Origin of the sequence: Arthrobacter sp. 9AX, assembly GCF_902506095.1 — a bacterium.
In the GTDB taxonomy this organism is placed as follows: domain Bacteria; phylum Actinomycetota; class Actinomycetes; order Actinomycetales; family Micrococcaceae; genus Arthrobacter.
This window is the reverse complement of the sequence record NZ_LR733293.1, coordinates 1,567,010-1,586,981: the sequence shown is the minus strand read 5'-3', so window position 1 is coordinate 1,586,981 and position 19,972 is coordinate 1,567,010. Positions and strand designations below refer to the sequence as shown.

The 19,972-nt window shown below is 67.4% G+C and carries 15 protein-coding genes; 7 read left to right on the top strand and 8 right to left on the bottom strand.

What is annotated here, in order from left to right; all coding sequences use genetic code 11:
• Positions 1 to 11 precede the first annotated feature (11 nt).
• From BACI348_RS07280 to BACI348_RS07265, 4 genes are all read left to right on the top strand, one after another.
• A complete protein-coding gene (locus BACI348_RS07280; protein ID WP_159824607.1) occupies positions 12 to 1,160 on the top strand; it encodes a uroporphyrinogen-III synthase in 1,149 nt (382 codons plus the stop codon).
• Positions 1,161 to 1,382: 222 nt separating this feature from the next.
• Positions 1,383 to 2,258 carry an FAD-dependent oxidoreductase gene (locus BACI348_RS07275; protein ID WP_159824606.1) on the top strand — a complete coding sequence of 292 codons (876 nt, stop codon included), beginning with the start codon at positions 1,383 to 1,385 and terminating at the stop codon, positions 2,256 to 2,258.
• A 201-nt stretch (positions 2,259 to 2,459) separates the two neighbouring features.
• Positions 2,460 to 3,185 carry a deoxyribose-phosphate aldolase gene (deoC, locus tag BACI348_RS07270; RefSeq protein WP_159824605.1) on the top strand — a complete coding sequence of 242 codons (726 nt, stop codon included), beginning with the start codon at positions 2,460 to 2,462 and terminating at the stop codon, positions 3,183 to 3,185.
• Between the two features lie 51 nt (positions 3,186 to 3,236).
• Positions 3,237 to 3,500 (top strand): hypothetical protein, encoded by a 264-nt coding sequence (locus BACI348_RS07265; RefSeq protein ID WP_159824604.1) that lies wholly within the window; start codon positions 3,237 to 3,239, stop codon positions 3,498 to 3,500.
• Positions 3,501 to 3,622: 122 nt separating this feature from the next.
• Here the strand turns inward: BACI348_RS07265 and BACI348_RS07260 are convergent, their stop codons facing one another.
• Positions 3,623 to 4,435 (bottom strand): metal-dependent hydrolase, encoded by an 813-nt coding sequence (locus tag BACI348_RS07260; RefSeq protein ID WP_159824603.1) that lies wholly within the window; start codon positions 4,433 to 4,435, stop codon positions 3,623 to 3,625.
• Between the two features lie 6 nt (positions 4,436 to 4,441).
• The gene (gene mfd / locus BACI348_RS07255; protein WP_236557486.1) at positions 4,442 to 8,161 is read right to left on the bottom strand and encodes a transcription-repair coupling factor; all 3,720 of its coding nucleotides are present in this window, start codon (positions 8,159 to 8,161) and stop codon (positions 4,442 to 4,444) included.
• Between the two features lie 172 nt (positions 8,162 to 8,333).
• Between mfd and BACI348_RS07250 the strand changes: the two genes are divergently transcribed.
• From BACI348_RS07250 to BACI348_RS07240, 3 genes are read left to right on the top strand one after another with little or no spacing between them, the layout of a single operon-like run.
• A complete protein-coding gene (locus BACI348_RS07250; protein ID WP_159824602.1) occupies positions 8,334 to 9,842 on the top strand; it encodes an SDR family oxidoreductase in 1,509 nt (502 codons plus the stop codon).
• Positions 9,843 to 9,885: 43 nt separating this feature from the next.
• Entirely contained in the window at positions 9,886 to 10,383 is a 498-nt protein-coding gene (locus BACI348_RS07245) for a DUF2505 domain-containing protein (protein ID WP_159824601.1), read from the top strand.
• Positions 10,384 to 10,387: 4 nt separating this feature from the next.
• Positions 10,388 to 10,609 (top strand): SCO4848 family membrane protein, encoded by a 222-nt coding sequence (locus tag BACI348_RS07240; protein WP_159824600.1) that lies wholly within the window; start codon positions 10,388 to 10,390, stop codon positions 10,607 to 10,609.
• A gap of 79 nt (positions 10,610 to 10,688) precedes the next feature.
• Here the strand turns inward: BACI348_RS07240 and sufU are convergent, their stop codons facing one another.
• The 6 genes from sufU to BACI348_RS07210 form a co-directional block, all read right to left on the bottom strand.
• Entirely contained in the window at positions 10,689 to 11,138 is a 450-nt protein-coding gene (gene sufU / locus BACI348_RS07235; RefSeq protein WP_159824599.1) for a Fe-S cluster assembly sulfur transfer protein SufU, read from the bottom strand.
• A gap of 27 nt (positions 11,139 to 11,165) precedes the next feature.
• Entirely contained in the window at positions 11,166 to 12,491 is a 1,326-nt protein-coding gene (locus tag BACI348_RS07230) for a SufS family cysteine desulfurase (RefSeq protein ID WP_159824598.1), read from the bottom strand.
• Between the two features lie 467 nt (positions 12,492 to 12,958).
• Positions 12,959 to 15,541, bottom strand: coding sequence for a LuxR C-terminal-related transcriptional regulator (locus BACI348_RS07225; RefSeq protein WP_236557485.1), 2,583 nt, complete (start codon positions 15,539 to 15,541; stop codon positions 12,959 to 12,961).
• Positions 15,542 to 15,614: 73 nt separating this feature from the next.
• Positions 15,615 to 18,350, bottom strand: coding sequence for a helix-turn-helix transcriptional regulator (locus tag BACI348_RS07220; RefSeq protein ID WP_159824597.1), 2,736 nt, complete (start codon positions 18,348 to 18,350; stop codon positions 15,615 to 15,617).
• 122 nt (positions 18,351 to 18,472) lie between these two features.
• Positions 18,473 to 19,063, bottom strand: coding sequence for an aminoacyl-tRNA hydrolase (gene pth, locus BACI348_RS07215; protein WP_159824596.1), 591 nt, complete (start codon positions 19,061 to 19,063; stop codon positions 18,473 to 18,475).
• 109 nt (positions 19,064 to 19,172) lie between these two features.
• Positions 19,173 to 19,757, bottom strand: a complete 585-nt coding sequence (locus tag BACI348_RS07210; protein ID WP_159824595.1) for a 50S ribosomal protein L25/general stress protein Ctc — start codon at positions 19,755 to 19,757, stop codon at positions 19,173 to 19,175.
• Positions 19,758 to 19,972: the final 215 nt, after the last annotated feature.

Here is a 19,972-nt window from a genome sequence, read left to right as displayed (position 1 = left end):
GATTGACCTCCATGAATGCACTTGCACCGGCCGAAACACCACGGGTCGAAGAGACCTCAGACGCAACAGAAGCGCCGCTGGAGGGTTTCCGAATCGGTGTCACCTCGGACAGGCGGTCGCAGGACCTGATCGAGGCCCTTGAACGCCGCGGCGCTGAAGTGCTGCACGCCCCCGCCCTGAAAATCGCCCCGGTGCAGGAGGACATGCGCCTCATCGAGGACACCCGGGCCATCATCGCCGCCAAGCCGGATCTCTGCATCGCCACCACCGCCTACGGCATGCGCCGCTGGTGCGAGGCCGCAGATTCCTTCGGCATCGGCGATGAACTGCTGGAAACCCTGGGCGCCTGCCGGATGTTCGTCCGGGGCCCCAAAGCCCGCGGCGCCGTACGCGCGGCCGGCCTTGCCGACGTCGGAATCAGCAGCGACGAAACCACCGCCACACTGGTGGACATGCTGCTGGCTGAGGGCGTCCGCGGCAAAACCGTCGCCGTGCAGCTGCACGGCTACACCGACGTCCGGCAGCTGGAACGCCTGCGCATGTCCGGCGCCAACGTCCTGACGGTCACCCCGTACCGCTGGGTGAAGCCCGACGGCGAGGACAAGCTTCCCCGCCTCATCGAGGCTGTGGTTGGCGGAAACCTTGACGTACTCACCTTTACCAGCGCACCCGCCGTCGACGCCCTGTGGAGCACTGCGCACGAGATGGGTGTCTACAAGCAGCTGATCGCGAGCCTGAAGACCAATGTCACCACGGCCGTAGTGGGTCCGGTCACGGCACAGCCCCTGCTGGACGCCGGCATCACGCCACTGGTTCCGGAACGCTTCCGGATGGGCGCCCTGATCCGGCTGGTATGCGAGCACCTCGCGCTGAACCATGTCCGGCGGCTGGACACGAGGTCCGGCAACATCGAGCTGCGCGGCCGCAGCCTCCGGATCGACGGCCAGCCCGTGGAACTGGCACCGGCCCCGCTGCTGCTGCTCCGCGCGCTGTTGGGTGCCGGCGGCGCGGTCCTGTCCCGCGAATCCCTGTCCGACCTGCTGGAGCTGCGCGGTTCCGTCCACGCACTGGACATGACCGTCAGCCGGCTCCGCTCCTCGCTGCCGGACGGCCGCCTGGTGGAGACGGTGGTGAAGCGCGGGTACCGCATCCGCGTCTAGTGTGCCGCGGATCACCCTTGAGGGGGCCAGGGCACTCCCATTGTGTCCGTCCGCGACCGGATGAGAGGCACGTCACGGGTTCTGTTACCGGCCGGTAAACACTGGCGAACACGGGCCCGTTAAACGGCAACTGACGGGAAACACCCCGGAAAAAGCAGCACCCTACGCTGGGTTCCATCACGAACGTCCGGCCGCTCCGGCCGCCAGCGAAAGGGCCAGCACATGTCCGCTCCGGCACCCTCCACGTCCACCGCCCCTGCCACCCGCATCGTCATTGCGGGGGCGGGACCTGCCGCGCAGGCGCTGGTCAGCCAGCTTGACCGTGCCCGGTTCACCGGCAGCATCACCGTGCTGAGCAACCGGGACGATGCTCCCGGGGAACTGCTGGAGCTGGCGCTGCTCCCCCAGGTCTCGGTCCGGTTCGGCCAGCCTGCCAGCCACATCGACCCGGTGAACCAGACCGTCGCGACGGCGGACGGCATGGAATTCGGTTACGACCAGCTGGTCATCGCCACGGGATCAGCACCGGAGGCCAGCCCGGTGGAGGGCGCCGGCAAGTGCTTGAGCTACTCCACCATTGACGATGCCGCCCGCATCGGCGAGGCCGTCAGCGAAGTCACCAGGGAGCTGGGCCGGCGCCCGCTCGGGATCCTGGTGGGCACGGGCGCCGCCGCGGGCCAGGCCGAAGCCGTGCTCCGCGCCCGGGGTGTGCGCCCCATCCGCACCACCGCCAGGCCGGCGGCCGTCATGCCCGGGGCTTCAGCCAGCGGTCTCGCCGCCTCCGGGGTGGTCTTCGAGGACGGCAGCAGCATGTATGGCGACCTTGTGGTGCTTGCCGAGGAGCGCGTCTCCCGGGACGGGCTCGCCGCCAGCGCCGGCCTGCAGACGGCTGCCACGGGCGGCATTGTCATCACTGAGGACTTCCGCACCTCGGTTCCCGGGATCTGGGCCATCGGCGATGCGGCAGCGTTCGACGGCGTCCGGCTGGGGCTGCTCGTGGCAGCGGCTTCTGCGGCGGGCGCCTGCGCCACCCAGCTCCTGACGGCTGCTGCCCCGCCCGCTTCCTCCGCTCCGTCCGTCCTGCCGGTGGCTGCCTGACCAGCTCCCGGCCCAATAACCAGCCCGGACAGGGCGGAAACTGGCCCTCCCCACCCGCTCCCTGGCCTCGCAAGCTCGGCCAGGGAGCCCTGCGCGAACGGGCCCACGTTCCCGTTCGTCCGGCTGTGGCAAGATGGTTCCGAAACGAGTCAGGGGCGTCACCAACGCCCCTGCCCCACCGGCCCCTGCGAGAGGACCATCATGAGCAAGGAAGCCACCCCTTCCGTTGAAACAGCCGCTACCGGAGCCCCGGGACCAGGCAGCATCGCGTCATTCATCGACCACACGCTGTTGAAGCCCGAGGCGGGCGAGGCTGACATCCTCAAAGTCTGCGCCGAGGCGGCCGAATACCACTTCAAATCCGTGTGCGTGAACCCCGTCTGGGTCAAGACCGTGAAGAAGGCACTCAAGGGCTCTGGCGTACTCACCTGTTCCGTGGTGGGTTTCCCGCTGGGCGCCACGCCCACCGACGTCAAGGCCTTCGAGGCCCGCGGCGCGGTGCTGGACGGCGCGGACGAGGTGGACATGGTCATCAACATCGCGGCCGCCCGCGCCGGTGACAAGGGTGCGCTGGTGGAGGACATTACATCGGTGGCGGAGGCCGTCCACGCCAGCGGCGCCATCCTGAAAGTGATCATCGAAACGGCGCTGCTGGACGATCCGCAGAAGGTTCTCGCGTGTGAGGCCGCGGTGGAGGCGGGCGCCGACTTCGTCAAGACCTCCACCGGCTTCAACGGCGGGGGCGCCACGGCGGAGGACATCGCCCTGATGCGCCGGACCGTGGGCCCCGGGCTTGGTGTCAAGGCCTCCGGCGGCGTGCGTTCCCTGGAGGACGCGCAGGCTATGATTGCAGCAGGTGCAACACGTATTGGTGCCAGCTCCGGCATCGCCATTGTCAAGGGTGAACAGGGTTCATCCTCCTACTGACAGCTTCCGGAGCCGCCACAGATTGAGGCCCGCGCGGCCAAGGAGGAATGAATGTCCAGCAAGATCACGGCTTCCAGCCAGGGCCCGGCGTCCCACGAAGGGGCTATCCAGACCCCCCAGAACGAGAACAAGCTCGGCACCAGCATCGTCCTGTTTGTGGTCATGATGGCCCTGTTCCTCGGCGCGATCTACTCGCTGTCCTTCCTTACGCTCGGCAACCCGTGGCCCATGGCTGTGTGCATCCTGCTCTTCGGCCTGACCTACTGGATCCCGCAGACCATCCTGGGCCGTTCCGACTCCGCAGGCGAGCACTAACCCCAAATAAGTAGCGCCAAGTGTCGTTTTGAGCTTCAGAAGGACACTCAGCGCAATCCCGGCTGGGATCCCCAAACGGGAAGAGACCCCTTGGACGCTGTCCAGGGGGTCTCTTGCGTACCTTAGAACCAGAGGCTGGCCCACGCTTCGGCGGCCGCGGCCACGCGGGTCCAGTGGGTCTGGGCTATGGACCAGCCGGCCACGCACAGCCCCACCATCGCGTAGGCGCTGACAGGGATCAGCAGGAGCCATTCCCGCTTTGACCCTGCCCGGCCCAGCAGCGGCACGGACAGCGCGCCATTGGGCCGCCAGACGTTGCGCAGCAGCGGCAGCCGGCGCAGCACCTTGGGCGGCCGGATCACCAGCGGCCAGAGCAGGGGCACCCCGCCCACGGTCACGAGGTCGCCGATGATGTGGACGGTCACGCCGATCAGCATGGACATGGGCAGCCAGGTCCACTGGTCCGGGGCGTACCAGGTGACGAGCCCGGCCATCACCAGCCCGAAGATCCAGTTGGTCAGGAACCCGGACTTCGGGAAAAGCTTGAGCGCCTTGGCCGCGATGTTGATCATGAACATGCACAGCAGCCCGGCCCCCACGGACAGCAGCCCCCACTGGGTCTGTACCTGGACCTGCCCGGCCAGCGTCGCCAGCAGCACAAAGAAAGCAGCCCCGAGGACGGAGTGCGTGCCCTGCCGGTGCCCGCCGCTGGCATTTTCAATCCCGACGGCGATCACATTGGACAGCGGCGGGAGGGAGTTCGCTACGGTGCTGTGCCGGTGGTCCCAGTCGCACACCAGGGCGGTGCCCGCCGTCGCCATTCCGCCGATCAGGATTCCGGTGGCGTCCAGGGGGTACCAGCCCAGGGTGTACGGCCCCGTTGAGGCAACGGCTACCCACGCCGCGGCTCCCGACGCGGCGTGATGTCCTCCCATCAAGTCCTAACTCACCGCCAGCGGGGCATCGGAGAAGATGTTGCGGATGACGCCGTTGGCCCACTCCAGGATCTCGGCGTCCTGCAGGTCCCTGCCGCCGATCTTCGCCGTTTTCGGCTTGGGGATCAGCACGGCATCGAGGGCAGGCTTGGACTGGGATCCCGGGTACATCCGGTTCAGCCGCATCACCTTGGACTCGGGCAGGGTGGCGGGCGAGAACTTGATGAAGTTGCCTTGCAGCGCCACATCGGAAAGGCCGGCTTCCCGGGCTCCCACCCGGAAGCGGGCCACGGCCACCAGGTTCTGGGCGGGCAGGGGCGGCTCGCCGTACCTGTCCACCAGTTCGGCCAGGACTTCGTCGATGGCCTCGTTGGTGAGGGCTGCCGCCAGCTTGCGGTAAGCCTCCAGGCGAAGCCGCTCCCCCGGCACGTAATCGTGCGGGAGGTGCGCGTTCACGGGCAGTTCGATCTTCATCTCGGCGGCCTTCTCCTCGGCCTCGCCGCGGTAGTCGGCCACCGCCTCGCCCACCAGGCGGATGTACAGGTCGAAGCCCACGCCCTGGATATGCCCGGACTGTTCGCCGCCGAGCAGATTGCCGGCGCCACGGATTTCGAGGTCCTTCATGGCCAGCTGCATGCCGGCGCCCAGCTCGTTGTGCGTGGCCACAGCCTTAAGCCGCTCCAGCGCCACCTCACCCAGCGGTTTCTCGGACGGGTACAGGAAGTAGGCGTACGCCCGCTCGCGGCCGCGGCCCACACGCCCGCGCAGCTGGTGGAGCTGCGACAGGCCGTATTTGTCCGCGCCGTCCACGATCAGGGTGTTGGCGTTGGAGATGTCCAGGCCGGTTTCGATGATGGTGGTGCACACCAGCACGTCGAAGCGTTTCTCCCAGAAGTCCACGATGATCTGCTCCAGGCGGCTCTCGGACATCTGCCCGTGGGCCACCTCCACCCGTGCCTCCGGGACCAGTTCGCGGATCTTGGCCGCGGTGCGCTCAATGGTGGATACCCGATTGTGGACCAGGAACACCTGGCCTTCGCGCATCAGCTCACGCCGGATCGCGGCCGAGGTCTGCTTGTCGGTGTAAGGCCCCACGTAGGTCAGGACGGGGTGGCGCTCCTCCGGCGGGGTGGCCAGGGTGGAGGTTTCCCGGATGCCGGTGAGTGACATCTCCAGGGTGCGCGGAATCGGCGTGGCACTCATGGCCAGCACGTCCACGTTGGTGCGCATCTTCTTGAGCGCTTCCTTGTGCTCCACGCCGAAGCGCTGCTCCTCGTCCACGATCACCAGGCCCAGGTCCTTGAACTCAAAGTCCTTGGACAGCAGCCGGTGGGTGCCGATCACCACGTCCACGGTGCCGTTCTTGACACCCTCCTGGGTTTCCTTCGCCTCCTTGGCCGCCTGGAAGCGGGACAGGGGCTTCACGCGCAGGGGGAAGCCGGAGAACCGCTCTGTGAACGTCTCGTAGTGCTGCTGGGCCAGCAGGGTGGTGGGCACCAGCACCGCCACCTGTTTGCCGTCCTGGACGGCCTTGAACGCGGCGCGCACTGCGATCTCCGTCTTGCCGTACCCCACGTCGCCGGAGACCAGCCGGTCCATGGGGATCTCCCGCTCCATGTCCGCCTTGACCTCGTTGATGGTGGTCAGCTGGTCCGGTGTCTCAACGTACGGGAACGCTTCTTCCAGCTCGCGCTGCCAGGGGGTATCGGGGCCGAAGGCGTGCCCGCGGGAAGCCATCCGGGCCGAATACAGCCGGATCAGCTCGCCGGCGATCTCCTTGACTGCCTTCCGGGCCTTGGACTTGGTGCTGGCCCAGTCCGCGCCGCCCATCTTGCTCAGCACCGGGGTGTCGCCGCCCACGTACCGGGTCACCTGGTCCAGCTGGTCCGTGGGGACGAACAGCCGGTCACCCGGGGCACCGCGCTTGGACGGCGCGTACTCCAGGACCAGGTACTCGCGCACCCCGTCACCTCCGCCGGCAACCTTGCGCTGGATCAGCTCCACGAACTTGCCGATGCCGTGCTGTTCGTGGACCACGTGATCGCCCGCCACCAGCTGCAGCGGGTCCACTGCGTTACGCCGCTTGGAGGGCATCCGGCGCATGTCCTTGGTGGACCCGGCGGAGGTCCGGCCCAGCAGGTCCGCTTCGGTGAGCAGGCCCAGCTTCAGCCCGTCCAGGACAAAACCGCGTCCGACGGCGGCAGTGGTGACCTCGATGATGCCTGCCTGGGGCTCGTGGTCCAGGCTGTCCACCCTGGCGCAGGGGATGTCCGCGTCGTGGAACAGTTCTGCCAGCCGCTGGGCGGGCCCGGGACCCTCGGTGGCCACAACGATCCGCCACTGGTCACGGACATGGGAGCCGATGAAGTCCATCATTTCCGCCACGTCGCCCTGGTAGCCGCGGGGCTCGCGGGCGTGCAGGTTCAGGACGTCGATGTCCGGCAGCAGTTCCTCGTCCTGCGCCAACGAGGTAATGGACCACCACGACACACCATGCTCCAGGGCTGAGGTCCGGGTTTCCGTCAGTGAACGGAAACTGGCGGAATGGAGGGCGGCGCTGGCCTGCGAGCTGAGGTCCAGCGGGGCCGTCCCGCCGTCGGAGGCGGTGGACCAGGCCGCTTCGAGGAATTCCTCGTTGGTGGCGGCGAGGTCGTGGGCGCGGGTGCGGACCTTCTCGGGTTCGATAATCACCGAGATGGAACCTGCGGGGAGCTGGTCCACAAACGGGACCATGGCGTCCACCAGCACCGGTGCCAGGGACTCCATGCCCTCCACCGCGATGCCGCCGGCGATCTTTTCCAGCATGTCCGCTGCGGCGGGCAGCTGGGACTTCAACGTCGCTGCCCGTGACATCACGGACGGGGTGATGAGGATTTCCCGGCAGGGCGGTGCGTGCAGTTCGGTGGGATGGTGCAGCCCGGGCGAGGACAGCGAGCGCTGGTCCGCCACCGCGAACCAGCGCATCTGGTCCACTTCGTCGCCGAAGAACTCCACCCGGATGGGGTGGTCCTCGGTGGGCGGGAAGACGTCGATGATGCCGCCGCGGACGGCGAACTCGCCGCGGTGGGTCACCATGTCCACCCGGGCGTACGCGGCTTCGGCCAGGCTCCGCACCACGTCGGTGAACGGCTTCTCCTGGCCCACCTTCAGGGTGACGGGGACCAGCTCGCCCAATCCGGCCACAACGGGCTGGACCACGGCGCGGACGGGTGCCACCACCACGCGGAGGGGCCCCGTCGTCGAACTTTCCGGATGCGCGAGCCGTCGCAGGACGGACAGCCGCCGCCCCACGGTGTCCGAGCGCGGCGAGAGCCGCTCATGCGGGAGTGTCTCCCAGCTGGGGAACTCAGCCACCGCATCAGCCGGCAGGTACGCACGCAGCGCGGCGGTGAGGTCCTCCGCTTCCCGCCCGGTGGCGGTGACGGCCAGGACCACGCCCGGCCCGGCACCGTCTGATGCTCCGGCGGCGGCAGCCACGCCGTCGGCCATCTCGGCGAGCAGCACCGGCCGGAGGCCCGCGGGGGCACTGATCTGGTAGTCCTGGCCCCGAACGGCGAAGCCGCGGGCAGCCTCGGCGTGGACCCGGGCGAAGGTCCCGTCCGCGGCGAGGGCGCGGCGCAGTCCCTCCAGTGAAGGGCCTACGCTGGACTTGCCGGTGCTGGATTTACCGGTGCCGGACTTTCCAGTGCTGGATGGGCCGGCGGTGGACGGGCCGGGAAGGCTCATGGCAGAAGCTCCTGTGGTGTTACGGAAAAGCAGGCAACGCGAAAACCCGAAATTCGCTGCGAATCCCGGGTCATCCCAGCCTACCCCCAGCCGGCGACATGGCAGCCGTCCACAACGGCGGCCGCTCCGAACCCCTGCAGAGGGCAAAGGAAACAGGACGAGAGGGCACAGCATGAGCGGAACCAGCGGCACGCCGCATTCACCGAAGACCGTCCTGGTAACGGGAGCCACGGGCTATATCGGCGGCCGGCTGGTGCCCAGGCTCCTCGACGAGGGCCATACCGTCAAAGTCCTGGTGCGCTCCCCCGGCAAGATCGCCGGTGTCCCCTGGCGGGACAGGGTGGAGGTGGTGGAGAGCAGCCTGGACGACGGCGGGGCGTTGCGGGCGGCGCTGGCCGGCGTCGACGTTTTCTACTACCTGGTGCATTCCATGGCCGCCGGGGCAGGGTTCGAGGCCAAGGAGAAAGCCATGGCCCGGACCGCTGCCGATGCGGCCGCGGATGCCGGCGTGGACAGGATTGTCTACCTCGGCGGCCTCCACCCCAAGGGTGTGGAGCTTTCCACCCACATGCGTTCCCGGGAGGCTGTGGGCCAGGTGTTCCTGGACAGCCCGGTGGACGCGGTAGTGTTCCAGGCCGGCGTGGTGATCGGCTCGGGCTCGGCATCCTTCGAGATGATCCGCCACCTCGCCGAAACGCTGCCGCTGATGCCCGCTCCCAGCTGGGTCAGGAACCGCATCGAAGCCATCGCCGTGCGCGATGTGCTCTACTACCTCGTCTCCGCGGCGTTACTGGACAGCCCGCTCAACCGCACGTTCGACGTCGGCTGCCGCCAGGTCCTCACATACGCCGGCATGATGCAGGAGTACGCCGCGGAAGCCGGCCTGCCGTACCGGCCGGTGCTGGCCCTGCCGGTACCGGCCCCCAAGCTGGCCGGTATGTGGGTGGCCTTGACCACGCCCATCCCGCTGTCCATGGCAGTTCCGCTGGTCCAGTCCCTCCAGCACGACGCCGTCTCCAATGAGCATGACATCGACCGGTACATCCCGGAGCCCGACGGCGGCCTGACTGCCTACCGCACGGCTGTGGCCCTGGCCCTCGGCAAGGAGCGCGACGGCCAGGTGGAGACCACGTGGGCCAACGCCGGTGTGGCCGCCGATCCCCTGCCCAGCGACCCCGACTGGGCCGGGCACAAGGTGTACATCGATGAACGGACCTTCCACGGCGACGTCGATCCTGCGCACGTGTGGACGGTCATCGAGGGCGTAGGAGGGCGGAACGGCTGGTACTCCCTGCCGCTGGCCTGGCAGGTGCGCGGCTGGCTGGACAAGCTGACCGGCGGCGCGGGCCTCCTGCGGGGACGCCGGCATCCGCACACGCTGGCCAGCGGCGAGGTGGTGGACTGGTGGCGGGTGGAGCGGATCGACCACGGGAAACTGCTGCGGCTCCGGGCCGAGATGCGGGCCCCGGGACGTGCGTGGCTGGAGTTGTCCGTGGAGCCGGACGGCAGCGGCAGCCGCTACCGGCAGCGGGCCATTTTCTTCCCCAAAGGACTCAGCGGCCGGCTCTACTGGCTGGCGGTCCTGCCGTTCCACAGCCTGATCTTCCCGGCCATGGCCAGGAACATCACCGGCGCGGCACGGAAGCTGGCGGATGCGGAGCCCGGTGCCCGGACCCCGTAGGATGTTTGGAGCCTAATCCGACCCCCACGTCCCAGGAGGACCCATGGCCCTGAGCGCAACCACCACCCTTCCGCACTCCGTCCCCAGCGTTGCAGCTGTCCTGGTGAACGAGGACTTCCAGCGCCACGTCAGCCAGCTCGTCGGTGGCAGCCTCGAATCCTTCACCGTCGACGGCGACGTTGCCGGCGCGTTCAGCGCCACGTCCGTGCGCACCCTGCCCACCACCCGCCTGCCGGAAATCGCCCGCAAGTTCGTGGGCGAGCACTTGAAGGTCACCCAGGTGGAGAACTGGGACGCTCCCGCCGCTGACGGTTCGCGGCAGAGCAACATCTCGCTGAAGATCGCCGGCGCCCCCGTGGACGTCACTGCTGTCCAGCGGCTGGTGGCGGCCGACGGCGGCACCCGCGTGGAGCTCGAGGGTGCGGTTACGTCCTCGGTTCCGTTCCTGGGCGGCAAGATCGCCGATGCCGCCGAGCCCATGGTGGCCAAGGCATTGAACCTGCAGGCTGCGCAGGCACAGGCCTGGCTGGAAAGCCACTAGTCGCGTGGAACTGCCCGTCTTTGCCGCGCTTGTCCTGATCATCGCCGGCATCTGGTCACTGGTGGTCTGGCCGCAGTTCCTGCGCCGGGTTATGAAGGATCCGCGCGCCCGGGACAGCGCCGGCAAGGCCACCAGGTTCCTCACCGTGCATGTGGTGCTGGTGAGCATCTCGATGGTGCTTGGCGCGGCCACGGCAGTGATCGGAATTCTGGGGCTTCTTAGCTAGCGTCCGGCACAAAGAAACGTCCGGCCCTCTTCCCGCTGGGACGAGGGCCGGACGTTTTCTGCGTTGTTGGCTGGTGCGGTCAGGCCGCCTGGTTGAGCGCGTCCTCCGCGGCAACCCAGGAAATCATGGCGCACTTGACCCGCGCCGCATACCTGGCCACGCCCTCAAAGGCCGCTGCGTCGCCCAGCAGGTCCGGGTCTGCCTGGATCTTCCCCCGGGACCTCAGGACTTCCCGGAAGCTGTCAATCACCTCGTGAAGTTCCGCCACCGTCATTCCTTCCGCCAGGTCGGTCAGGACTGAGGCGGAGGCCATGGAGATGGAGCATCCCGCACCGTCCCAGGCAATCTGCGCCACTTTGCCGTCGCTGACGGCCAGGCGCAGGGTCACTTCGTCTCCGCAGACCGGGTTGAGCTGGTGGGACTGGCCGGTGGTGGCGCCGCCGGGCGCCTGGGTGCCGGCCAGTCCGCTGCCGTGCCGGGCTTTGGAGTGGTCCAGGATGATCTGCTGGTACAGCTGGTCAAGGCTCATGGTTCTACCTTCAGGTGTGGGGGTGTCTCAGGCGCGGAAGTAGGCACGCACGCCCGCGACGGCGTCGAGGAACTGGTCGACGTCGTCGGTGGTGTTGTATAGGTAGGCGCTGGCCCTGGTGGTGGCCGTCAGCCCCAGCCGGCGGTGCAGCGGCTGGGCGCAGTGGTGGCCTACCCGCACTGCGATTCCCCGCGCGTCAAGGAACTGCCCCACATCGTGGGCATGCACGCCCTCGACGTCGAACGCCGCCAGTCCAATGCGCTCCTGCCCCGCGGCGGGGCCCAGGACCCGGATGCCGGGGATGGACTCCAGGCCGGTGACCATCCGCTGGCCCAGCGCGGACTCCCACCGGTGGATCCGGTCCAGGCCGGTTTCGGTGAGGTAGTTCGCTGCTGCCGCCAGTGCCACTGCCTGCGAGATCCGCTGTGTCCCTGCTTCGAAGCGCTGGGGCGCCGGGAGGTACTCGGCCCGTTCCATGGTCACCGTTGTGATCATGGAACCGCCGGTCAGGAAAGGCGGGAGGATATCCAGCAGGTCCTGCTTTCCGTAAAACACACCGATGCCCGTGGGGGCAAGCATTTTGTGCCCGGAGAACGCTGCGAAGTCCACGTCCAGGGCTTTGACGTCCAGCGGCATGTGAGGGGCGGACTGGCAGGCGTCAAGCACCACCAGGGCTCCGGCTTCCCGGCCCAGCGCCACGAGATCCTTGACGGGATTGATGGTGCCCAGGACGTTGGAGGCGTGCGTGAAGGCCAGGACCTTCGTCCGCCGGTTCACGGTGTCGCGGGCCACGTCCATGCGGAGGGCGCCGGCGTCGTCCACGGGGATGTACCGCAGGGTGGCCCCGGTGCGGAAGGCGAGTTCCTGCCAGGGTATGAGGTTGGCGTGGTGTTCCATCTCGGTCACGACGATTTCGTCGCCCGGTTCCAGGGCGAGCTCTTTGAGCCTGGCATCGCCCCGCCCCTGTGCAGCCCACAGTCCGGCGTTGGAGAGGGCATAGCTGAGGAGGTTCAGGCCCTCGGTGGCGTTCGACGTCCAGATGACCTCGGCGTAGTCGGCGCCAATAAAGTCCGCTACCGTCTGCCGGGCGTCCTCGAAGGCTTCGGTGGCCTCGACCGCAAGGTGGTGGGCGCCGCGGTGCACAGCGGCGTTGCGCTGTTCGTAGAATTCCTGTTCGGCCTCGATGACACTGAGCGGATTCTGCGAGGTGGCCCCGGAGTCCAAATAGATGAGGGGGCGTCCGTTGACCAGTTGGTCCAGGACCGGGAAGTCGTTGCGGATGCGCCGGACTTCCGCGTTGTCCATGACCGGCAAAGCACGTTCCAGCGTGGCTGGCGTTGATACTACGGCCAAAACTAACTCCTTGAGATGCCAACGGATGACACTCAATTGTCCCACAGCACGGCTGTGGCGGCCGCCCGGAGGGGCAGCCGCCACAGTCGCTCCGGGCTTCAGCCCGCGGAGTGGAGGGCCGGCGACGGCTGGGGGGAGAGTCTCGGTCTCAGAAGACTCTGACGTCGCCGGCCCCGTACAGCCCGGTCCCGCAAGGGACCGGAAGTTTGGTGTATACGAGGCCATGTTCGGTTCGCGCAGCTTCGGTTTTTGTGCCGTTTGCCTTGCTTCCATAAGTAAATACTCCGGCGCCACCCGGCACACGAGTAGGGTGTACTCGAATTCGCCTGTGTGGGACTACCTGTGGGGCACTGATACCCGGAAGGCGTTTGAAACGGGGCGGACAGTGCTGCCAGGGCTTGCAGTAAGGGGGCATGCAGCAGCGCCCGCCGGCCGGCGGGCGCTGCTGCAGGTGCCAGGTTGAAGGCCTACTTGGGCAGCGCTGACTCCAGCTCATCCCGGCTGCGGACGCCGAGCTTGACGTACGTGCGGTAGAGGTGGCCCTCCACGGTGCGCACTGACACCATCAGCCGCTGGGCGATTTCGCGGTCCGTGAGGCCCTGGACGGCGAGTCCCACAATGTCCTGTTCACGCCGGGTGAGGTGGACGGCGGGCGCCGCGGCAATAAAGCGGCCTTCCCGGAACCTCTCCCCCAGTTCATGGTCGCATTTCTCGCGCAGGGCCACGGCCTGCCGGGAGCGCCGGCGTTCCCCTGCCTGCTCCAGCAGGGTGCTGGACCGGGCATAGGCCTCCCGGGCCAGGTTGACGAATCCGGCTTCCTCCAGTGCTGCTGCCGTTTCCATCAAGGCATCCCCGTCAGCCTCTTCCCAGCGGGTGGCCAGGGTCAGCATCGATTGAGCCCACCGGCCCTCCACGGACTGCGCCACCGCCTGCACCATGGGGATGACCGAAGGGTCTCCCAGGTCCCAGCAGATGGCCAGGAGTTCGAGCAGGGTCCCTGTCCTGGCGGTGGCGTCAGGCGTGGTGGCCAGGGTATGCAGCGAGGCAAGGCCCTTGCCGTCCCGGGAGAGGTACTCGGCGGCAGCGGCACTGTAGGCAGCGGCCAGCAGCTCGTGGGCCGGGCCTCCGGCCACGGCGTCGCTGTAATCCTGTTCCAGGCGCTGCCCCTGGGCCGTGTCGCCCAGCCTTGCGGCAACGTAGAAACCCAGGGCCGAACCGAAGCGGAACAGTTGCAGCGGATCGTTCAGCCGGAGTGCCTCCACGGCCGGCAGCAACACCTGGTAGGCGCGCTCCATCCGGCCCTGCCGAAGCAGCGAGTATCCGCGCAGCACCTGGAGGCTGCCGTTGAAGGTGGAGGCCCCGGCCGCATGGCTGGCCGCGTAATTGTTGAGTTCACGCTCGGCCGATTCCCACTCACCCATGGCGAGGTAGTCGGTCACCAGCCGGCCCAGTACGAATTCCCGAAAGAAGAACAGGCTCGCGTCCAGCGGAGGCAGCTCGGAGGCAGCAAGGAGTGCGGCGTCCAGCCCCTCGGCGGCGCGGCCGGCGGCAGCCATGGCATGCGCGAGAAGCGCCTCCCCCAACGCCCGGACCGGTTCGCCGTCAGCCTCGGCGGAGGTGCTGTTCCTGACCTCCCGGACTTCAGCGGCGAGTGCTTCGGCGTCCACTTCCGCGCCCAGCTCCAGGAGGTGCAGTACGCGCGCGAGCTGATCCTGCCGGGACGGGTCCCCTTCCCGCGGCTGCCCGGCGTATTCGCGCATGTCCTCGCCCAAGGCCTTCAACGATGTGCCTTTTGCCTGGTGGGCGGCTGCCCGGAGCAGGACGACGGCGGGACCCTCCGCAGTGGCGGACAGCTGCTGCCAGCAGGCGTCCAGGAGGTCGGCAGCTGCGCTGTAGGCGCCCTCGTTGTAAAGTGCCCGCGCCTGGATCGCCTTGGCGCGGGGCAGCAGTTCAGGATCCTGGATTTTCGCGGCGATGGTGCGGGCGCTGTCGTTGCGGAACCGCCGCAAGGCCTCGCTGGCCGCGTCCAGCATGTGGGGGTCGGGGATCCCCAATCCCACTTCAAACGCCCACTCGACGGAACGCAGCATCCCTTCGCCGCGCAGGGCAGTGGCGTCCTGGTGGTCCCGGACTTTTTCCAGCAATTGCAGGCTCCGGGACACCGAAAGGGTGCTCCTGATCGCCTTGGCGAAGAGGGCGTTCCACATGGAGAGCTCAGACGGGATGCCCGAGTTTTCGGACACCATCTGCTGGTCCAGGAGGGACCTGACCACGGCGGCGCCGCTGATGTCCTCGATCACCTTCCGGCCCACCGGCCCGGCGAGGGCGATCAGCTTCAGCGCTTCCTGTTCCTCCGGCGGCCGCCGAAGGTGGTCCTTGGTCACCACGGCGGTGAGCTGGGGACCGTCGGCCGGAAGTGGGCCGAGCAGTATCCAGATGCCGTTGCGCTTTGCCAGTACCCCCGTTTCGGCGGCATCGTGGAGCAGGGCATCCAGAATCCGCGGGTTGCCACCGGACGCATGCCAGATGGAGTCCACTGTGGCAGGCGGGACGGTTCCATCGAGGACGTGGGCAAGGACCTCTTCGATCTGCTCCCGGTTCAGCGGGCGGAGGTCCACACGCTCGGCGAGGCCGTCGTACCAGAGCTGGTCCAGCGGCTGCGGAAGGCCGGGCCGGGGCCGGGCAGCAGCCACCACCGATGCCCAGCCGGCGGAAATCAGGTCCGCCACAACGCCCGCGGAGGCTTCGTCCAGGTGGTGGGCGTCATCCAGCACCAGCAGGACGGGGGCGCCGCGGCCGGCCTTCAATTTTTCGAAATAGGTCCACATTGAACGCAGGACCGCTACCGGCGATACAGATTCCTCAGCAGTCAGGTCACCGGTGTAAGGGGTGAGGACACCGAAAGGCACGGCTGCCAGGGCGGAGCTGCCGTGGATCTGCAGGATGTTCAGCTCCCCGGCGAGGCGCTCGGCGATTGCCTCGGTCAGGGACGTTTTGCCAATGCCGGGCCCTGCCATCAGGAAAACCGCCTGGCTGGTACCGTTCCGCACGATGTTGCAGATCCGTTCCAGCGGCTCCCGCCTCCCGGTGAGGGCGCGGTGCGCGGCTGCCGGCTTGTGGCCGTTAGACGAGTCCAGTCAAATCACCCCTGGAAGTTACGCCGAGCTTGGTAAAGACCTGGTACAAATGGCCTTCCACTGTTCGGACTGATACTCCCATTTCCAGGGCAATATCACGGTTTGAGGCACCCCGCCCGGCGAGCCGCGCGATCTGGCGCTCCCGGGCGGTGAGCAGCGGGCTGCCGCTGCTGGGCACGATGGGAAGGTTTGCCACGGTGGCAGCCAGGATGTCCAGCCGGGCCTGGGCGGTGCGGGAGGAGACCGCGTCCCCGTCCTGCCGGGCGAAGTCCACCGCCAGGGCCATGCACCGGGCTTCCACGGCATCAAGCTCCAGCGTGGCGGCCAGTTCCCCGGCAGCGAGGAGGGTTTTGGCGTCCTTGGTCCTGCTGCCCACCGCGATGAGCCGGGAAACCTCCGCCAGCGGACCCTGCCGATGCCCGGCGATGTCCTCCAGAAGACGGAAGTCGGCGTCGCTGCCGTTGACGGTGGCGGCGAGCAGGCTGATCCCCGCCACTGTGTAGAGGCCGGTCTTGAGGCTCCGCTGAGCCGACTGCTTCAGGCCGGCAACGGATTCGGAGTCACCGAGCCAGCGTCCGGCCACCAGCGAGCAGAACTCAATGATGTTCTCGGCGGAAAAACTGGATTTACCGGGTGTCCTTTGCAGTTTGGCCAGGTACTTACGGGCCTGCGGCGCGTTGCCCGTCTGGGCGTACGCCAGGGCGGTTGCGGCATAGGCCATGCGAAGGGCGCTCTGGGCAGGCTGGAGCTCCAGCTGCGCCACCGCCGAAATCAACGGGTCCAGGGCAGCGCCGCCCCGGCCGGAGTAGACGTACGCCAGCCCGGCCGCAAGTTCAGAGGCGGCGCTCCGGTACGGCAAAGGGTTTGCTTCGGCGTCGGTGGGTGCTCCCACAAGGTCGATGCAGCGCCGCCACTGCCCCGCCGTCAGCAGCACCAGGAACGCCTCCCGGGTGTACTGCTCCCGCAGCCCCACCACGTGCGAGGCATCCGAAATCTGGCCGCCCAGCCGCCGCATCAGGCCCAGTGCGTCCATTTCCCGACCGGTCAGGGACAGCGCGGTCATCAGGATGACTGCAGCCTGCATCCGGTAGGAGGTGTCGGGGTTGCCGGCCGGATCCGCTGCTGCCTCAAGCTCCGGAATCATGGCTGCGTAGTCACCGGCGAACGCGCGGTATTCGAACGCGCTCAGCGCCACACGGTTGGCGGCCGCAACGGCCGGGTGTGGCCACACGGCATGGCTCCTGGCGTCTTCCAGCCGTTCCCGGGCGGCGGCGAGAACGTCGGGAACCTTGCCGGCCTGCTCCGGCAGCCACAGCATCACCCGGACCCTGGACGCAACGACGTTGGCATATTCTTCGACGCCAACGCCGTCCAGCTCGGGCTGCGAGATGTCATCCAGGGCAGCCAGCGCCTGGACGGGCAGGTCCAGCTGAAGGTACGCGGCGGCCTTGTGCCGCTGGGCCGGAACCCACTCCCGGTCCGTCCTCCTGAGCATGTCCGCGTAGGCCAGGGCGAAGCGGGGGTCAAAAAGCTGCACGGCAGCTTCGGCGGCTGCGAGGGCCAGGGCGGGGCTGAGTTCGGCCTCGCATTCATGGGTCCAGGCTGCGAAGGCCATCAGCTCTTCGACGGTCATGTCCGACGGATCAGGTTCCGTCCCGCCAAGGAGCACGCCCCGCAATTCACGGCGGCGGGCAATGCTCAGCCAGGAGCGCACCACGTCGCCGATGTATTTCTCCCGCAACGAGACCCAGCGGTGATCCGATTCGTCGATTTCCAGCAGGCCGCCGTCCTCCATGTCGGCCACGACGTCCGCACTGTAGATGGCAGTCAGCCTGGCCAGTTCCACGCGGCGGGCGCAGGAGAGCATCTCGATGACTTCCCGGGTTCCCGGCGTCTCCCTGGACCAGCGGGAGCGGACGATGTCATCAAGGCTGGCGGCGCCGTCGAGCACCACTTTGTCGCGGAGGGTCCAGACGGAGTCGGAGAGGACGAGGTTTCCCGAAAGCTTCTGTTCAGTAACCAGTGCCTTCAGCAGCAGCGGGTTGCCGCCCACGATGTGGTGGAACGTGTTGACCAGGGAAGCGGAAACGCGGTGGCCGAGTTGGGACAGCAGCACCTGGCGGGTCTGCAGCTCATTGAGGTTGCTCAGCCTGACCTCGGTGAGGCGCCGGTCCGTGAGGAGCCAGTGGAAATCAGCGGGCAGGTCGCTGATTTTTGGTGCGACGGCGATGATCCTCGCCGTGCCCGTCAGGAGGACGTTCAGGAGCACGCCGGCGCTCATGTCGTCGATGCTGCCTGACGTATCGAGGGTGATGACGCACGGCCGCCCGGCGGAATCGCTGCGGATCAGCGACGTGATGCCCCGCAGGATGGCTGTAGGAGAACCCATATAGGCCTGGGGAAGGCGGGCCAGGAGGAAGGAGAGGCAGCCGTAGGGGGTGTTGGCGCCGGAGGGACCGTTCCGGAGTTGAAGTGACCAGACATCGGGGCCGAGATCGGCCACTGCGGCCCGGGCCAGCGACGATTTACCCACACCGCGGCCGCCGGTGATCACCACGCCCAGCGAATTTTCGGGAGTCAGTGCCGCCCGGACGGATTCAAGGTTTGCGCTGCGGGCAGGTGCAGACCACTGTTGCCCCCCTGGCGCCCCGGAGGTCTCGGTCTGTAGCCCAGCGTGCTGGGGCGTTGACCCACGTCCCCAGCTGAGTGGCTCGATTGACATGAACTTATCCCCTACGTCCCCGATTAGCGGGATGTAGCCCCATTGCTCCCCCGCCTACGAGACAGAGTACCTCGTGGTGCAGACATGGAAACAGGTTCAGGCGACTTTTAAGTTTTTTGTGTCTATTGCTCAGACTTGGCCGGATGGAACTTCTGCTGCGCCGCCAGCAACCCGTCCCGCAACAGCAGCTCCACGGCATCGGCCGATTCGTCCAGCAGGAAAGGCAGCTCCTTGAGTTCGGCAGTACCGAAATCCCTCAGGACGTAGTCCGCGGTGTCCATCCGGCCCGGTGGCCGGCCTACCCCCACCCGGACCCGGAGGTAGTCCTTGGTGCCGAGCGCCTTGGAAATATCCCGCAGCCCGTTGTGGCCGCCTTCGCCACCTCCGAGCTTGAGCTTCACTGTGTTAAAGGGAATGTCGATTTCATCATGCACGGCGACAACGTGCCCGGCCTCGATGCCGTAGAAGTTGGCCAGGGCCGAGACGGGGCCGCCGGAGACGTTCATGTAGCTCATCGGTTTGGCGAGCACTACGCGGGGACCACCGATGCCGAGCCGCCCTTCCACCACTTGGGCACGTGCCTTGTGGGTCCTAAACCCGGCCCCCACCCTGCCGGCAAGCTCATCAAGCACCATCTGGCCGACGTTGTGCCTGTTCCCCTGGTACTGCGCCCCGGGGTTTCCGAGTCCAACGATCAGCCAGGTGTCAGTCATGAGTCAATCCTAAGGTGGCGGTTTGTGCGCACATGGCGCCGGCTGTAGTGCGGACATGCCAATGGCCGGACCCCTGGGGATCCGGCCACTGTCACAATGTGAAGCGGAATTACTCGGCGGCAGCTTCGGAAGCTTCTTCAGCCTCTTCCTCATTGGACTCGGTGGACTCCGAGATGTTCACCACGAGTGCGTCAGCGTCAGCCAGCAGGACGGAGCCCTTGGGCAGGACCAGGTCCGAAGCGTGGATGTGCTCGCCGGCCGCGCGGCCTTCGATGCTGACCGTGACGGACTCGGGCAGGTGGGTGGCCTCGGCTTCGAGGGACACAACGGTCAGTTCCAGGTTGTGGACGGTGCCGGGAGCGGATTCGCCTTCAACGTGGACCGGAACGTCAACGGTGACCTTCTCGCCCTGGCGGACGGTCAGCAGGTCGATGTGCTCGATGATCTGCTTGATGGGGTCGCGCTGGACGTCCTTGACCAGGGCCAGGTGGCCTTCGCCGTTGATGTCCAGGGACAGCAGTGCGTTGGCGGTGCGGACGGCCAGGGTGGTTGCCTTGGCGGGGAGGGTGATGTGGATGGGCTCTGCGCCGTGGCCGTAGATGACGGCGGGGATCAGGTTGGCCATCCGGGCGCGGCGGGCGTAGCCCTTGCCGAATTCGGTACGAAGTTCTGCTGCAAGCTTCTGCTCAGACATGGGTATCTCCTTGATAACTAAACGGTGTTCAGCAAGGGCGGAGGTCTGTTGCGACCTTCAACGCCGGGCGGCCCGGAGGCGGCCCACTTTCGAAGGGAGATTCAGACCCAGTCGATAACGGAGACTGCGGACCGGCCCCCGCAGGTGCGGTGACCGGCGCTCTCCCTCGCCAAGGTATCGCTGGACAGTCTACCAGCGGTGTGCCGGGATCCCGA

Excerpts from the sequence above, each read along its gene's own strand:
- BACI348_RS07280 (WP_159824607.1), top strand. The coding sequence starts at position 12 with ATGAATGCACTTGCACCGGCCGAAACACCACGGGTCGAAGAGACCTCA.
- BACI348_RS07275 (WP_159824606.1), top strand. The coding sequence starts at position 1,383 with ATGTCCGCTCCGGCACCCTCCACGTCCACCGCCCCTGCCACCCGCATC.
- deoC (WP_159824605.1), top strand. The coding sequence starts at position 2,460 with ATGAGCAAGGAAGCCACCCCTTCCGTTGAAACAGCCGCTACCGGAGCC.
- BACI348_RS07265 (WP_159824604.1), top strand. The coding sequence starts at position 3,237 with ATGTCCAGCAAGATCACGGCTTCCAGCCAGGGCCCGGCGTCCCACGAA.
- BACI348_RS07260 (WP_159824603.1), bottom strand. The coding sequence starts at position 4,435 with ATGGGAGGACATCACGCCGCGTCGGGAGCCGCGGCGTGGGTAGCCGTT.
- mfd (WP_236557486.1), bottom strand. The coding sequence starts at position 8,161 with ATGAGCCTTCCCGGCCCGTCCACCGCCGGCCCATCCAGCACTGGAAAG.
- BACI348_RS07250 (WP_159824602.1), top strand. The coding sequence starts at position 8,334 with ATGAGCGGAACCAGCGGCACGCCGCATTCACCGAAGACCGTCCTGGTA.
- BACI348_RS07245 (WP_159824601.1), top strand. The coding sequence starts at position 9,886 with ATGGCCCTGAGCGCAACCACCACCCTTCCGCACTCCGTCCCCAGCGTT.
- sufU (WP_159824599.1), bottom strand. The coding sequence starts at position 11,138 with ATGAGCCTTGACCAGCTGTACCAGCAGATCATCCTGGACCACTCCAAA.
- BACI348_RS07220 (WP_159824597.1), bottom strand. The coding sequence starts at position 18,350 with ATGTCAATCGAGCCACTCAGCTGGGGACGTGGGTCAACGCCCCAGCAC.
- pth (WP_159824596.1), bottom strand. The coding sequence starts at position 19,063 with ATGACTGACACCTGGCTGATCGTTGGACTCGGAAACCCCGGGGCGCAG.
- BACI348_RS07210 (WP_159824595.1), bottom strand. The coding sequence starts at position 19,757 with ATGTCTGAGCAGAAGCTTGCAGCAGAACTTCGTACCGAATTCGGCAAG.